This is a genomic window from Mycobacterium sp. BK086 (assembly GCA_004362315.1).
Lineage (GTDB): Bacteria > Actinomycetota > Actinomycetes > Mycobacteriales > Mycobacteriaceae > Mycobacterium.
The window spans coordinates 171,211-186,338 of the sequence record SNWL01000007.1; the positions used below are offsets into that span (position 1 = coordinate 171,211).

The window sequence follows — 15,128 nt, forward strand, 5'->3', positions numbered from 1 at the left end:
AAGCGCCGCGACATCTATTGACTGAGCGTTCAGTCTATGCCAGAGTCCAAGGTGCAGACAAGACTCGAGAAGACTCGAAACCACGGAGGCGCGGATGCCAGCACCGACAGGACCCGGCCCGAATCGTCGACAGTTCTTGCAGCGGGCCGCCCTATTGGCGGCTGGAACCCCCGCGCTCGTGGCATTCCTCGATGCGTGTTCCAAAGGCGGACAGTCGAGTTCGGCACCGACACTCAAAATCGCATCCCCACAGAATCCGGTGAAGTGGGATATCCCGAGCGACAACAAGCCGATCGCCGACGGGCTGGCCCCGGAAAAGGGTGCCACGCTCCAGCTGTACAGCTATGCCGACTACATCGCGCCTGATGCGATCAAGTCGTTCGAGGACAAGTATTCGACCAAGGTGCAGGTGTCGACGTTCAACGACACCGATGAAGCCATCACCAAGATTCGCGGCGGCAACGTCGACTACGACATCTACTTCCCCAGCTACGACCAGATCAGCCGACTGGTCAATGGTGGCCTGGTACGTCCGCTCAACCACAGCTACATCGGCAACATCACCAATGTCTGGCCGGTCTTCTCGAACCCCTGGTACGACCAGGAGTGGCGGTTCACGGTGCCCTACACCGTGTACACCACCGGCCTCGGCTGGCGCACCGACCAGGTGCCCGCCGATATCGGCGCACTCAAGAATCCCTATGAGGCGCTGTGGGATCCGGCCTACAAGAACAAGACCGCGGTCATCGACGACTGGCACACCGCGATGGCGATGGTCCTGCTGAAGCTGGGCATCACCGATGTCAACACCTCGTCGGCCGACGACCTGAAGAAGCTCGGCGATCAGCTGACCGAGCTCGTGAAGGCGACGTCGCCGAAGGTCACTGTCACGATGTACAGCGACCTGCCCGCCGGCCAGATCGGCTTGTCACAGATGTGGTCCGGCGACGTCATCAACGCCGTCAACTACCTGCCGGAGGGCACCGGACCGGAGATCCTGCGCTACTGGTTCCCGTCCGACGGCAAGGGACTGGTCGACAACGATCTGATCGTCCTGCTGCGCGGCGGCAAGAATCCGGTGCTGGGGCACCTGTTCCTCAACCACATGCTCGAAACCGAGGTGGCCAAGCAGAATTTCCAGCAGATCGGTTACCAGCCGCCGCAGGTCTCGCTCAATCCGGATGCCCTGGTTTCCGACGGGCTGGTCCCGGAGAACCTGAAGAGCGCGATCGTGCGGCCGGAGTACTTCGACGTCGGATACCGTCTGCTCGAGCTCGACGCCACCAATGACGCTGCCTGGCACAATGTCTGGCGCGCCTTCAAAGCCGGGGGATAGTGCTTCAGAAAAAGCCGACACGCAACAGTGGGCTGTGGCCGCTGCTGGCCATGCCCGGTGTCGTGTGGTTGGCGGTGTTCTTCCTCGCCCCGCTCTATGTGGTGCTGGCCATCGTGTTCGGCCAGATCGATCCGATCTTCCGCACCCCGATCCCGGTGTGGAACCCGTTGGAGTGGAACCCTTCTCAGTTCACCTATGTCCTTACCCACATCGTGGGCGACAACGGCGTGTTCGGGCCCGCCCTGCTGCGCACCGCGGTCTACGTCGTCCTGGCCAGTGTGCTGTGCCTGCTGATCGCGTTCCCGGTGGCCTACTACACGGCGCGGCTGTCGGGACGCTGGGCCGGCGTGCTGCTCGCCGCGTTGATCGCACCGTTCTGGATCAGCTACATGATGCGAATGCTGGCCTGGGTCAACCTGCTTCAGGACGACGGCATGGTCAATCGGCTGTTCAGTCTCGGCGGACTGTTCGACGTCAACGTGCACTGGTTGACCGGCCAGCCTGTGGTGGTGGTGCTCGGGCTGGTGTACGGCTATGTGCCGTACATGATCCTGCCGCTCTACGCGGGCCTCGACCGGCTGCCGCAGTCGACGCTGGAGGCCGCTCGCGATTTGGGGGCCAACCGGATCGAGTCGTTCTGGCGGGTGACGTTGCCGATGTGCCGGCCCACGATCGTGGCCGGTGTCCTGCTGACCTGCCTGCCGATGCTCGGTGACTACTTCACCTCCGACATGCTGTCGGCCTCGCCGAAGACGGCGATGGTGGGCAACCTCATCAACGACAGCGTGCAGTCGCCAGGGCAGACCGGGCAGGCGGGCGCGTTCGTGATGCTGGTGTTGATCGTGACCGTGGTGCCGATGTTCTACTACGTGCGGGTGACCGCGCGCGGCGAGGTGTCGACATGAGGGGGCCGGTCGCCTGGTGGAAGGACCCGTGGCGGCCGCCGCGGATTCTGCAGGCGGTCACCGCCGGTTACCTGATCTGGTCGCTGCTGCCGGTGCTGATCGCGGTGATCTTCTCGTTCAACGACGGCAGGTCGCGGACCAATTGGCAGGGTTTCTCGTTCCGCTGGTACTGGGGCGATGCGACCAAATCGGTGTGGCACGACGCCTCGCTGCACACCGCGCTCCTGCAGACCCTCAAGCTCGGCGTGATCACCACTCTGATCACGGTGCCGTTGGGCGTGCTGTTCGCGATCGGAATCGACCGCTGGCGGGGGCGGCTGCCCGCCGGCGCCAACCTGTTGATGCTGGTGTCGTTCGTGGTTCCCGAGGTGCTGCTGGCCGTCGCACTGCTGTTCGTGATGACATCGTTAGCGCTGCCGATCGGGCTGGGCACCTCCGCACAGGTGATCGGCCTGGTGACGTTTCAGATCGCCTATCCGGCGGTCCTCGTGCGGGCCCGACTCGCCACGATCGGCAACCAATATGAAGAGGCCGCAATGGATTTGGGGGCGTCGCCGATGGAGGCGCTGCGACGGGTGACGGTGCCGATGTTGTTCCCGGCGATCTTCGCCAGCACGGTGCTGGTGTTCGCCGACGTCATCGACGACTTCGTGTTGGTGCGCTACCTGTCCGGCAACGCCTCCACCGAGCCGGTATCGGTGAAGATCTACAACACCGCCCGTGCGGCGCCGACCCCGGCGCTCAACGCGCTGGCCACCCTGCTGCTGTTGGCCGCGCTGGTCGCGGTGACCGTCGGATATCTGGTGTACCGCCGCATGACTCGCGGCGACGACCGTACGCGCGGTGGGATTGCCGCGTTCGCAGGCGAGGCATAGGCTGACTGTATGTTCAAACAGACTCCGGCGCCGGTGCCTGCCGACGATCTCGCCCTGTCCCTCGCGCCGTTCGGGCAGTCCCGGATGCTGCCGCGGGAGGCCTACGTCAACGCCGAGGTATTCGAATGGGAGAAGCACAACATCTTCTCCGGCTGGCACTGCGTGGGTCACGCGAGCGACCTCGACGGTGTCGGCGCCCAGAAGGCCGTGGGCTCGGGTGCTGACGGCATCCTGCTGGTGCGCGGCGAGGACGACACAGTGCGTGCCTTCGCCAACGTGTGCCGTCATCGCGGACACGAGATGCTGGCGTGCGGCGCCACCGCCAAACGGCGCGGCATCGTATGTCCGTACCACTCCTGGTCCTACAAGCTCAACGGTGAATTGCGCAGGGCGCCAACCTTCGACGCTGCCGAAGGGTTCGATGCCGGGCAGTTCGGTCTGGCCGAGCTGCGGCTGGTGGACTGGCACGGGTACCTGTTCGTCGACCCCAGCGGTAGCGATGTCGATTTCGACTCCCACGTCGCCGGCATGGAAGACGTCATCGGTCCCTATCGGCCGGAAGACCTGACCGTGGTGGCTCGGCACTCCTACGAGCTGGCAACCAACTGGAAGGTGATCGTCGAGAACTACCAGGAGTGCTACCACTGTTCGACGATCCATCCCGAGCTCTCCAAGATCAGCCCGCCCACCAGCGGCGAGAATCTCGACTTGCCCGGCGACTGGATCGGCGGCTGGATGGGCATGATCGACGAGGCCGAGACCATGTCGCTCAGTGGGCGCAGCGGTGGCGTCGCGATCAAGGGCCTGTCCGAGCAGGAACTTCGCACCGTGATGTACCTGGTCGGATTCCCCAACTTGCTGGTGAGCCTGCACCCCGACTACGTCATGACGCACCTGATGACGCCGTTGGCGGTGGACCGCACGCACGTCGAATGCGCTTGGGCGTTCCCGAAAGAGGCGTTGGACAAGCCCGATTTCGACCCGTCGTACGCGGTGGATTTCTGGGATCTGACCAACCGGCAGGACTGGACGGCGTGTGAGTCGGTGCAGCGCGGGCTGAGTTCCCCGCATGCCCGCCCCGGACCGCTGGCTCCCGACGAGGACGGTGTCTACCAGTTCGTGACCCGGGTTGCCCGGGCCTACAGCGGGTCTCGCTGAACAGCCGAAGAGCTGGTAGCGTCCGGGTCGGGCGCGCAGGACCGCCCGACGTCCGCTCGAAGAGGCTCAGCCTCCCTGCTCTTCACGACTGACACCTGACCGACCTCCTTCTCGGCCCGGCCTCGCGGACGCAGGGCATGTGAGAGGAGGCCGCCATGGCCAGCGCCCTGCCCGATAATCCGTCACTCGACCGGCTGCGCACTGATGCGCGCACTCTGCAGCGCGGCGTTCTGGCGAACGATCCCGAAGCGCTCGACGCGATCCGCCGTCATCACCCCCGCCCCGACCTTGCGCTGCAGCGCTTTCGGCTGCACGACGCGCAACTCGCGATCGCCCGTCGCTATGGGTTCAGTGGCTGGCCGGCACTCGTCGAGTACCTGTCGATCGCCGATCAACTCTCGGTGGATCCGGGCCGAGTCGACGAGGATGCGTTGGTGCCGGCCGACCACTTCTGCGCGCTGTCGTCGCTGCGCTATGACGAGACCGACGCCCCGCCGCGCTGGCAGGCGGCCGCCGATCTGTTGCAGGCGAATCCTGCTGTGCCGCAACATCATGTGTGGGCGGCCGCCTCGGCTGCGGATCCAGTGGCGCTGGCCCGTCACCTCAAGGCCCGGCCCGGGCTGGCGACCACTGCGGGTGGCCCGTTCGGGTGGGTTCCGCTGATGTATCTGTGCTATTCACGGGTTCCGTTGCTGCGCAACGAAGATGACGTCGTGACGGCAGCGGTCGCATTGCTCGACGCCGGCGCCGATCCCAACTCCGGTTATCTGTGGCGGGGCATGTCGACTCCGTTCACCGCGCTCACCGGGGTGTTCGGCGAAGGCGAACAGGGCCCCGGCCGTCAACCGCGGCACCCGTTCGCGCCGGCGTTGGCCCGGCTCTTACTGCAGCGCGGCGCGCATCCCGTCGACCAGCAGACGCTCTACAACCGGATGTTCCGCGCCGACGATTCGCATCTGCACCTGCTCTTCGAACACGGCCTCGCCGACGCGGGCCCCAGCCCGTGGGAGCAGCGCCTGGGCGAGGCGATGGAAACCCGCGAGCAGATGTGGCGACGCCAGATCGACTGGGCTGCCGAACACGGATTCGGCGACCGGCTGGCCCTGCTCGCCCGCCATGGCATCGACGTCTCGAACGCCGAACTGGTCGAGCAAGCGTTACCCAGAGATCCGAACGCGCGCGACCACGAGGGGGCCACGCCCCTGCACCACGCGGCGTGGAGCGGCGACCTGGACCTGATCCGCCGGCTCCTGGACGCCGGCGCCGACCCCCGCGTCGTCGACCTCCGCTATGGCACGACACCGCTGGGCTGGGCACAGCACGCGTACCAGACCGAGGCCGCCGCCTATCTGGACGGCTGGCAGACTCGCACGCTGTGACGACGAAACGAGCCCTCATCCTGGCCGGCGGCGGACTTGCCGGGATCGGCTGGGAGACCGGCATCCTGCGCGGAATCGCCGACGAAGCCCCCGACACCGCGCGGGCGCTGCTGGCCTCCGACGTCCTGGTCGGAACCTCGGCCGGGTCCACCGTCGCCGCCCAGATCAGCAGCCCGCTCTCGCTGGAGGAGCTCTTCGATATCCAGACCGGCGACACGTCGTCGGAAATCGAATCCGGTGCCGACTTCGATGCGATCACCGCGCTGTTCCTGTCCGCGGTGGCGCAGCCGGGCGAGGTCAAGGAGAAATTGCAGCGCATCGGGACCGTCGCCCTGAACGCACCGACCGTCACCGAGGCTGCCCGCCGGAAAGTCATCGAAGGCCGGCTGCCCTCGCACGACTGGCCCGCGCAGGAACTGCGGATTACCGCGATCGACACCGCGACCGGGGACCTGCGGGTGTTCGACTCGTCGTCCGGGGTCGACCTGGTCGACGCGGTGGCCGCCAGTTGCGCGGTGCCCGGGACCTGGCCGCCGGTGACCATCGGTGGCCGACGCTACATGGACGGTGGGGTCAGCAGTTCGGTGCATACGGCGGTGGCCGAGGACTGTGCGACGGCCGTGGTGCTGGTGCCGGCCAGTGAATCCACCCCGTCGCCGTTCAGCAGCGGCACCGCGGCCGAGATCGCGGCCTTCGGCGCACGGACATTCGCCGTTTTCGCCGACGACGCGTCGCTGGCGGCTTTCGGCCCGAACCTGCTCGATCCGCGCTGCCGCCGGCCATCGGCGATCGCCGGGCGCGACCAGGGCCGTCGGGTGGCGGCGGCGGTCACGGAGTTTCTGGCGTGATGATGATCTCCGGTCCGGTGTTGCGGTAGCCGTCCAGCGCTTTGGCGGCCAGTTCGCGACCGAGATCGATCATCTCGGCGGCGCGGTGGAATTCCAAACTGCGGCAAGCGGTTCGGGGCACCTCGATCAGGAGGTCGGGCGGGTAGGCCGCCATCTGATGGCGGGCCAACGCGGCCTGGGCGATGTCGATGGTGCGGTTCATCACCGCAAAGCTGCCCAGCTTGGGAATCGGCTGGGGATCCTCGAGAGGGTTCTCAGCCTCCTCGGCGTCCGAGCTGGTGCCGAACCGGCTCAGCATCGAGCGAGCCGCGGGGGTGTCCAAGATGGAGCGCGCGGTGTTGGTGTCGAGCAGGCCTGATGTGCTGCGCAGCAGCCGGCCGAGCCATTCGGTGGTGGGGGCGGCCCCGGGATCGGCCGGGGTGCCCTCGTCGGCGGGCGCTGGGCCCGAGAGGCTGACCGCGATGGTGACGTCGGCCTTGACCGCGGAGATCGGCGCCATCGGCAGCGGGTCGAGGATTCCGCCGTCGGCGAGCAGTCGGCCGTTGAGCACGTGCGGGACGATGACGCCGGGGATGGCGATCGAGGCCCGGATCGCCGCGTCGACCGGCCCGCGCTGGAGCCACACCGATTTGCCCGCGATCAGGTCGGTGGCCACCGCGGTGTAGGGGATCGGCAGGTCCTCGATGGTGGCGTCGCCGAGCATGTCACGCACCGTGTCGAGGATCTTCTCGGCGCGCAGGACCCCCGCGGCGGTGATCGACGGGTCGAGCAGGCGCAGAACGGCCCGCTGGGTCAAAGTCTTGGCCCAGTCCGCGAATTCGTCGAGAGACCCGCCGGCGTGCAGGCCGCCGACCAATGCGCCCATCGACGAGCCTGCGACACCGACGATGTCGTAGCCGCGGTTGCGGAGTTCGTCGATCACGCCGATATGCGCATACCCCCGGGCGCCGCCGCTGCCCAGCGCCAGTGCGGCCCGGCCAGTCGGGGATTGTTCGACCATTGCTCCATTCTGCTCACTGCGTCCCAACGGGGAAGGGCACCCCTTGCGGGATGCCCTTCCGTCGTCGGTGCGCGTCGTCGCGCTCCGGTTAGTCGCGCTGGACTGCGTCGATGGTGCCGAGCTTGTCGCTGCCCACCGTGTATCCCAGCGAATCGAATGTGGTGTTGCGGGTGTCACCGGACCCGCTAGGGGCGGCGGCCGCGGGAGCGGCCAGGCCGATGACGACCGCGCTCATCGCTGACCCCAGCAGGGTGGCGACTGCGAACTTGGTCATTTTGCTGCCTTCTTTTCGAGTTTCTCCAGTTACAAGGGAGTAAACCGCGAGGTCAGGCAATTAATTCCATTGGCAGGAACTGACTGGCGGCTGGCAGGAACTCGTCGTCGGGGTGACTTTTGCTAGCCGTGATTCCAACGCTCAGCAGCCGCCCTCGGCGGCCGCGCGGACCGCGATGATCACCGCGGCCTGCTGGGCCGTCGACAACTCGCCCCACGTCTTGTTGAACGTCGGGGGACCGGGCGGCGCGTTGCCCTGCAGCTCCTTGAGGAAGGGCTCGACCAAGGCAGCCGGATCGCCGCCCTTGGCTTCCATCCACGCCTTGGTAGCCATGCAGGCCTGCCCATATTGTTCTTCGGTCGATTCTGCGGGCACGTCAATCTGGGTGGTCACCCCGTCGGGGGACATCGCGCTGGTGCCCGAGGGTGAGGCCGTCTCGCCGGACTTCTGCACACTGCTCGACGGGGCCGGCGTCGCCGGTGTGCTGTGCCCGCCACCCCCCGACGAGCACGCGGCCACAGCCGCGACACTCGCCACTGCGGCGAACAGGGAGCGACTTCGGTGCCAGCGCATGGATTCCAATCTATGCAACACTGGCGGCCATGACGGAGCGCACCAGGTCTCGGGAGTGTTGTTAGGCGCAAGCCGACCCCCGCTTTGACCCTGCAATCTGCTGAAAGTTCCTCGTCATGCCGTATTCGGGCGCTGCCCTTTCCCTTGCCACATTTCCCTCCACCGCTCCAGCCGTCTCGGCGCCGACCCGCCTGCGGCTGCCTGACCTGTTGCATGCCACCGACCAGTACGCCGATGAGGTGCTGCGCGGTCGGTTCAACGACCTGTTGCCCGCCGGGGGGCCGCCGGCCGACGAGCGGTGGTTCACCCGGCTGTATGCCGACGACGAGCTCGACGTCTGGCTGATCAGCTGGGTGCCTGGCCATTTCACCGAACTGCACGACCATGGCGGTTCGCTGGGTGCGCTCACCGTGCTCTCCGGTGCCCTGCACGAATATCGTTGGGACGGTGAGCGTCTGCATCGCCGTCGCCTCGACGCAGGGGATCAGGCCGCGTTTCCGCTGGGCTGGGTGCACGACGTGGTCCGTGCGCCGGTCGCGACGACGCCCGCCGCGACGACGCTGAGCGTGCACGCCTACTCGCCGCCGCTGTCGGCGATGTCGTATTACGAAGTGACCGAACGCAACACGCTGCGCCGCACGCGCACGGAGCTGACCGACGAACCCGAAGGATCGTGACCCGATGACCAGCCGTATCGATCGCATTCTGACTGTCGCCCGGGAGCGGCTGCACCGCTTGGAAGCCAGTGACGTCCCCGCGGCGCTGCGCCGCGGTGCGATTCTCGTCGACATTCGCCCCGCGGCCCAGCGCGCTGTCGAAGGGGAGACGACAGCAGCGTTGGTGATCGAACGCAATGTGCTGGAGTGGCGCTGCGATCCCACCAGCGACGCCCGGCTGCCGCAAGCGAAAGACCACGACGTGGAGTGGGTGGTGCTGTGCTCGCAGGGCTACACCTCGAGCCTGGCGGCGGTCTCCTTACTGGACCTCGGTCTGCATCGGGCCACCGACGTCATCGGTGGTTACGAGGCACTGGTCGAGGCAGGCGTGCTCGCGGAACTCACTCCGGCGCTTGAACGATTCCCCGCAGACGATCGGTCTTCTCGGCCGTCCACCCCGGCGGCTGCAGGATCCCTGCCCACGCGTTGACCACGTCGCGCACATAGCGGTGCCCGTGCCCGTCGGGCACGTCGACGGCGACCGCCATGTCCGCGGACACCTGAAGGAACGTCACGATCGGGATCCAGTCCATGTCCGGTGACACGTCGTAGCCGCGCGGCTCGCGCAGCCAATCCGGTTCGGTGAACAGCAGATTGGGGTTCCACCAGGTGATCGGATCCGACGCGTGCTGCAGGTAGACGATCCGCGGGTAGCCCCATGATTTCTCGGGGCGGCCCAAATTGTCCGGGCGCGCGGCGAATCGGATGTTCTCGCCCTGGTCGTAGATCGGCAGCCACATCGGGGAGTCATCGTCGCGATTGACCGTGACGTCGTCCCACATCGTGTTGTTGAACGTCGGACCGGAGAACAGAGCGCCGTCGGTGCGGGCGATGATGTTGTTCGGGCTCAGGAACGGCGCCTCACCGCCGAAGCTGCCCAGGCTCTCGCCGAACACCACGATTTTGGGCCGCTTCGCTTCGGGCATCTCGCGCAGTCGCGCGTCGACCGCCTCGAACAGTGCTTGACCGGCCTGGCGGGCGTTCTCCTTGTCCACCAGGAACGACAACCAGCTCGGGAGGAACGAGTACTGCATGCTCACGATCGCGGTGTCGCCGTTGTACATGTACTCCAGAGCGGAGGCTTCGGCCTCGTTGATCCAGCCGGTGCCCGTCGTCGTCGCGACCGCGATCACCTTGCGCTGGAATCCACCGGTCCGCTCCAGTTCACGCGCGGCAAGCGCGGCGGCCGCCTTGATTCCGTCGGCGGAGTTCTTGCCGGCGTAGGCGCGGATCGGTTCCACCGCGGGTGCCCCGTTGAATTTCGTCAGCTGCTCGACGGTGGGACCACCGGCGACGAACACCCGGCCCTGATGCCCGACGGTGTTCCACGGGACCAGTGAGCCGGGCCCGCCCGAGCGCAGCGACGTGGTCGGTGCTGGATTGTCGGGATCCATCTCGTCGTTCACCGAGGCGAAAGTACTGTTCAGGAAGCTCATTCCGCCCCTGATCACGACGCCGTTGAGCACGGCGATGGTCACGCTCAGCAGGATCGCCATCACCACGACGGCTGAGATACGCGGCGGCGCAAAGCGATTGAGCTGCCGAACCAGGTACCTGACGAGTTTGCCTACCAGCTGGCCGATTTCGACGAAGACGAACAGGACGATCACGCCGATGATGGCTGCCTGCGGGTAGTTGTACCAGGTGAGCCGCGGCACGCCCATCAGGTCGCGCACCTGGTCTTGCCAGACGTGGAAGTAGTAGATCGCGAAAACCAGGCCGATGATGCCGACCACAACAAGCACCGGCCAGGCCCACCGCGGCGCGTGCGGACTGTTGTCCCGCGACAGCATGAACTGGACGACCCAGACTGCGAATACCCCGAGGGCATAACCGATGGCGCCGGCGGCGCCGGAGACCAGCCCTTGGAACAGCGGCCCGCGCGGCAGCAGCGACGGGGTCAGCGACAGCCACAGGAACAGCAGTGCCACTGCGGTTCCGGTGAAGGTGTAATGCCGCTGCCACCAGTCCTGGCGGGGGGCGGTTTCGGGCTCCGGTGTAGGTGGCTGCTCGGTAGCGACCGCCGAGTCGGTGGGTTCGGACTGCTCCGGCTCGGCTTCGCTCACGACAGCACCTTAGCGGTGCGTGAAGTTCGGAGTGCGCTTCTCGGTGAAGGCCGCCATGCCCTCGGTCTGGTCGTCGGTGGCGAAGGCGGAATGGAACAGGCGGCGCTCGTAGAGCAGGCCTTCGGTGAGGGTGGACTCGAAGGCGCGGTTGACCGCTTCCTTGGCCATCCGCGCGGCCGAGCGCGACATCTGCGAGATCGTCGTCGCGACCGCCTTGGCCTCGGTGAGCAGGTCATCGGCCGGCACCACCCGCGACACCAGTCCGCTGCGCTCGGCCTCGGCGGCGTCGATCGTGCGGCCGGTCAGGATCAGGTCCATCGCCTTGGCCTTGCCGATCGCACGGGTCAGGCGTTGCGAGCCGCCCATGCCCGGCAGCACGCCCAACTTGATCTCGGGCTGGCCGAACTTCGCGGTATCTGCGGCGATCAGCACGTCGCACATCATCGCCAGCTCGCAGCCGCCGCCGAGGGCGTAACCCGCCACCGCCGCGATGGTGGGCGTGCGAATCGCGGCGAGCTTGCCCCAGGCTGCGAAGAAGTCGGCGTCGAACACCTCGGAGAACGACAGCGTCGCCATCTCCTTGATGTCGGCGCCGGCCGCGAACGCCTTGGCGCTGCCGGTGATGACGATGGCGCCGATACCGGGATCGGCATCGAATTCGGCGGCGGCCGTGGTGACCTCGACCATCACCTGGCTGTTGAGGGCGTTGAGCGCCTGGGGGCGGTTGAGCGTGATGGTGCCGACCCGCTCGTCGCGGTCGACCAGAATGGTTTCAAAGTTCTCGGGGCTCATCATGTCCTCACTTGAAGGTCAGGTCCGGGTCTGCCGGCGCGAAGTACTGTTCCACATCCTCGTCGGTCACCGCTGCCAGCGACGGCGGGTCCCACGTGGGGTTGCGATCCTTGTCCACGAGCTGCGCGCGGATACCCTCCACGAGGTCGTGGGAGTCGAGCGACGCCGAGGACACCCGGTACTCCTGCACCAGAACGTCTTCCAGCGTCGCGAGGTCGGCTGCGCGGCGCACCGATGCGAGCGTGACGGACGCCGCGATGGGGGAACGCGAGGCGATCAGCTCGGCGGCCTTCTGGGCTTCCTCGTTGTCGTGACCGCGCAGGGCGGCGATGATATCGGCGATGCTCTCGCCCGCGTAGCATTCGTCGATCCAATCCCGCTGGGCCACAAGGTGACTCGGTGGGGGATCGGCGGCGAAGGCCTTGACTGCCGCGTCCACGCCGTCGGCGACGATCGCCGCCACGAATCCCTCGAGCTGCACATGCGGGATGTAGTGGTCGGCGAATCCGAGCGCGATGGCATCGGCCGCGGAGAACGGGGCGCCGGTCAACGCGGCGTGCAGTCCGAGCCCGCCGGGGGCGCGAGACAGCAGATAGGTGCCGCCGACGTCGGGGATGAAACCGATACCGACCTCCGGCATGGCGATCTTCGAGGTGTCGGTGACCACGCGGACGCTTCCGTGCGCGGCGACGCCGACGCCACCACCCATCACGATGCCGTCCATGATCGAGACGTAGGGCTTCGGGTATTCCGCGATCTGCGCGTTGAGCCGGTATTCGTCGAGCCAGAACTGGCGGGCTTCGGAACCGTCGGCGCGGGCGCTGTGATAGATCGCCACCACGTCGCCGCCGGCGCACAGGCCGCGCTCGCCGGCGCCGGCGAGGATCACCGCGCGCACGTCGTCGTCATTCGCCCAGTCGGTGATCGCCTTGGCGATGATCGTGACCATGTTGTGGGTCAGCGAGTTGATGGCCTTGGGCCGGTTGAGCGTCAGGAAGCCGATGCCGCCCTCGATATAGGTCACGACTTCGTCGGATTCAGCCGTCACGGCAGCGAGGTCCTTCCGTCGGTAAAAGGTTGGATGTCCTAGTTTTACCAGTCGACGAAAGTTCGTGACCCGCCGGATACCGTCCACAGGTAAGGTCAGGCTTTGTAACGCCGGACACGCCGGGAAAAAAGTTGTGGACTTCCTGGGAACCGGTTCCAGACGCCGTTCGTTGACGGTGCGTTACGCGACTTCCAGGAGAGGATTCCGACGGTGCGGGAGACCAGCAACCCGGTATTTCGTTCGCTGCCCAGGCAGCAGGGCGGATACGCACAATTCGGCACCGGTGTCGCCGGTGCCCAGCAGGTGGCATACCAGGCTGACCCTTACGTGGGCGCCTACCAGCCGCAGACCGGCGTCTCGCGGCCCATGACGATCGACGACGTCGTCACCAAGACCGGCATCACCCTCGGTGTGCTGTCCGTGGTCGCCGTCATCTCCTACTTCATCGTGTCGGCGAACCTCGCGCTGGCCATGCCGCTCACCCTGATCGGTGGACTCGGCGGCCTGGTCCTGGTGCTGATCGCCACGTTCGGCCGTAAGCAGGACAACCCGGCCATCGTGCTCAGCTACGCGGCGCTCGAGGGCCTGTTCGTCGGCGCCATCTCGTTCGTCTTCGCCAACGTCGTCGTGTCCGGTGCCAACGCCGGCGTGATGATCAGCCAGGCGGTGCTGGGCACCATCGGCGTGTTCTTCGGCATGCTCGTCGTCTACAAGACCGGCGCCATCCGGGTGACCCCGAAGTTCACCCGCATGATCGTCGCTGCGATGGTCGGCGTGCTGGTGCTGATGCTCGGCAACTTCGTGTTGGCGATGTTCGGTGTCGGTGGTGGCGAGGGCCTCGGCCTGCGCAGCGGCGGCCCGGTGGCCATCATCTTCTCGCTGTTCGTCATCGCGCTCGCGGCGTTCAGCTTCCTGATCGACTTCGACGCCGCGGACCAGATGATCCGCGCCGGTGCTCCGGAGAAGGCGGCCTGGGGCGTGGCCCTCGGCCTGACCGTGACGCTGGTCTGGCTCTACATCGAGATCCTGCGACTGCTGTCGTACTTCCAGCAGCGCTAGCTGTCTTCACGAACAAAGCCCCGGCCTTCGCAGGCCGGGGCTTTGTTTTTGCGTCGAGTGTGCGTGCAGATCCAAAAATCGTGCGGTTTGGCGATCTGCACGCACACTCGACGCAATCCACAGCCTGGCGCGCATCCACACGGTCCGTCGAACCCTGCCTTCGCGAGTCCATCGGGGTCAGAGACACCTTCGACTCTGGCCGGATGGAGAGGCCCTTTGTCGGCAGTCGTGCGCTCGCCAACGGCGACGTCGTGAACAAATACCGACTCCGCAACAGCTACCGCGCCGTTTTCCCAGACGTTTACTTGCCCAACGACGGCACAGTCCCGACGTTGCGACAGCGGACTGAGGCCGCGTGGCTATGGTCTGGTCAACAGGGGATCGTCAGCGGCGTCGCGGCGTCGGCCCTGCACGGAGCCAAGTGGGTTCACGACGACGCGGCCATCGATCTCAACCATGCCAATCCGCGTGCCCCGCGCGGCATCATGACGCATCGCGATGCTCTCTCTCCTGAAGAGCGTGTGCTGATCGCCGGTATGCCAGTAACCACGCCCGCTCGTACCGCCTTCGACCTGGGCCGTTGGTTGGCCAGAAACGACGCTGTCGGCAGGCTTGACGCACTGGGCCGCGCAAGTGGATTCAGTCAGGAAGAAGTACTTGAGGTGATGCGGCGGCACCCGGGTTCGCGACATGTCCGCAGGCTGAATGCCGCACTGGCACTGCATGATCCAGGTGCGCAATCGCCACAGGAGACGTGGTTGCGGCTATTGGTCATCGACGCGAAATATCCCCGCCCGCGCACGCAGATACCGATCGACTGCGGCGACGGTTTTCCGCGGTACTTCCTCGATATGGGCTGGGAGGACGCGATGATCGCTGTTGAGTACGACGGCGCGCATCATCGCAGCGATCCAGAGCAGGCCCGCCACGACATCGTTCGGCACGAAGTGTTGGCCGAACTGGGCTGGATCGTGATCCGCGTGGTCGCCGGCATGCACCGAACCGAGATCCTGCGACGACTCGACCGCGCATGGTCATCGAGTGTGCGTACAGAGCGAAGAATCGCGTGATTCACGGATCTGCACGCACACTCGATGCG

Annotated in this window: 16 protein-coding genes; 10 read left to right on the top strand and 6 right to left on the bottom strand. The window is 66.4% G+C overall.

What is annotated here, in order from left to right; all coding sequences use genetic code 11:
- Positions 1-94 precede the first annotated feature (94 nt).
- From EV580_RS24530 to EV580_RS24555, 6 genes are all read left to right on the top strand, one after another.
- On the top strand, positions 95-1,336 hold the full coding sequence (locus tag EV580_RS24530) for a polyamine ABC transporter substrate-binding protein (RefSeq protein WP_133694432.1): 1,242 nt from the start codon (positions 95-97) through the stop codon (positions 1,334-1,336).
- Positions 1,336-2,241 carry an ABC transporter permease gene (locus EV580_RS24535; RefSeq protein ID WP_133694433.1) on the top strand — a complete coding sequence of 302 codons (906 nt, stop codon included), beginning with the start codon at positions 1,336-1,338 and terminating at the stop codon, positions 2,239-2,241. Before EV580_RS24530 ends, EV580_RS24535 begins: the two co-directional genes overlap by 1 nt.
- The gene (locus EV580_RS24540) at positions 2,238-3,116 is read left to right on the top strand and encodes an ABC transporter permease (protein ID WP_133694435.1); all 879 of its coding nucleotides are present in this window, start codon (positions 2,238-2,240) and stop codon (positions 3,114-3,116) included. The genes EV580_RS24535 and EV580_RS24540 overlap by 4 nt, the downstream gene beginning before the upstream one ends.
- Before the next feature lie 9 nt (positions 3,117-3,125).
- Positions 3,126-4,274, top strand: coding sequence for an aromatic ring-hydroxylating oxygenase subunit alpha (locus tag EV580_RS24545; RefSeq protein ID WP_133694437.1), 1,149 nt, complete (start codon positions 3,126-3,128; stop codon positions 4,272-4,274).
- Positions 4,275-4,429: 155 nt separating this feature from the next.
- Complete coding sequence (locus EV580_RS24550) at positions 4,430-5,653, top strand: ankyrin repeat domain-containing protein (protein ID WP_133694439.1); 1,224 nt, start codon at positions 4,430-4,432, stop codon at positions 5,651-5,653.
- Positions 5,650-6,501, top strand: a complete 852-nt coding sequence (locus EV580_RS24555) for a patatin-like phospholipase family protein (protein ID WP_183508269.1) — start codon at positions 5,650-5,652, stop codon at positions 6,499-6,501. Before EV580_RS24550 ends, EV580_RS24555 begins: the two co-directional genes overlap by 4 nt.
- Here EV580_RS24555 and EV580_RS24560 read toward each other — a convergent pair.
- The 3 genes from EV580_RS24560 to lpqV all read right to left on the bottom strand — a co-directional run bounded on the left by EV580_RS24560 (position 6,482) and on the right by lpqV (position 8,348).
- Positions 6,482-7,501, bottom strand: coding sequence for a patatin-like phospholipase family protein (locus EV580_RS24560; RefSeq protein ID WP_133694440.1), 1,020 nt, complete (start codon positions 7,499-7,501; stop codon positions 6,482-6,484). The genes EV580_RS24555 and EV580_RS24560 overlap by 20 nt on opposite strands.
- A gap of 88 nt (positions 7,502-7,589) precedes the next feature.
- Positions 7,590-7,775 (bottom strand): hypothetical protein, encoded by a 186-nt coding sequence (locus EV580_RS24565; protein ID WP_133694442.1) that lies wholly within the window; start codon positions 7,773-7,775, stop codon positions 7,590-7,592.
- Between the two features lie 141 nt (positions 7,776-7,916).
- On the bottom strand, positions 7,917-8,348 hold the full coding sequence (lpqV, locus tag EV580_RS24570; protein ID WP_133694443.1) for a lipoprotein LpqV: 432 nt from the start codon (positions 8,346-8,348) through the stop codon (positions 7,917-7,919).
- Positions 8,349-8,464: 116 nt separating this feature from the next.
- Between lpqV and EV580_RS24575 the strand changes: the two genes are divergently transcribed.
- Both EV580_RS24575 and EV580_RS24580 read left to right on the top strand, forming a co-directional pair.
- Positions 8,465-9,025: a cysteine dioxygenase gene (locus EV580_RS24575; protein WP_133694445.1), complete on the top strand. Its 561-nt coding sequence runs from the start codon at positions 8,465-8,467 to the stop codon at positions 9,023-9,025.
- 4 nt (positions 9,026-9,029) lie between these two features.
- Positions 9,030-9,494, top strand: coding sequence for a rhodanese-like domain-containing protein (locus EV580_RS24580; protein WP_133694447.1), 465 nt, complete (start codon positions 9,030-9,032; stop codon positions 9,492-9,494).
- Here EV580_RS24580 and EV580_RS24585 read toward each other — a convergent pair.
- From EV580_RS24585 to EV580_RS24595, 3 genes are read right to left on the bottom strand one after another with little or no spacing between them, the layout of a single operon-like run.
- Positions 9,406-11,130, bottom strand: a complete 1,725-nt coding sequence (locus EV580_RS24585; RefSeq protein WP_133694449.1) for an alpha/beta hydrolase — start codon at positions 11,128-11,130, stop codon at positions 9,406-9,408. The genes EV580_RS24580 and EV580_RS24585 overlap by 89 nt on opposite strands.
- 9 nt (positions 11,131-11,139) lie before the next feature.
- On the bottom strand, positions 11,140-11,922 hold the full coding sequence (locus tag EV580_RS24590) for an enoyl-CoA hydratase (RefSeq protein WP_133694450.1): 783 nt from the start codon (positions 11,920-11,922) through the stop codon (positions 11,140-11,142).
- Between the two features lie 7 nt (positions 11,923-11,929).
- Entirely contained in the window at positions 11,930-12,970 is a 1,041-nt protein-coding gene (locus EV580_RS24595; protein WP_133694452.1) for an enoyl-CoA hydratase/isomerase family protein, read from the bottom strand.
- A 210-nt stretch (positions 12,971-13,180) separates the two neighbouring features.
- Here EV580_RS24595 and EV580_RS24600 point away from each other — a divergent pair, with 210 nt between their 5' ends.
- Positions 13,181-14,029, top strand: coding sequence for a Bax inhibitor-1/YccA family protein (locus tag EV580_RS24600; RefSeq protein ID WP_133694454.1), 849 nt, complete (start codon positions 13,181-13,183; stop codon positions 14,027-14,029).
- 203 nt (positions 14,030-14,232) lie between these two features.
- A complete protein-coding gene (locus tag EV580_RS24605) occupies positions 14,233-15,099 on the top strand; it encodes an endonuclease domain-containing protein (protein WP_133695014.1) in 867 nt (288 codons plus the stop codon).
- The last annotated feature ends 29 nt before the right edge of the window (positions 15,100-15,128 follow it).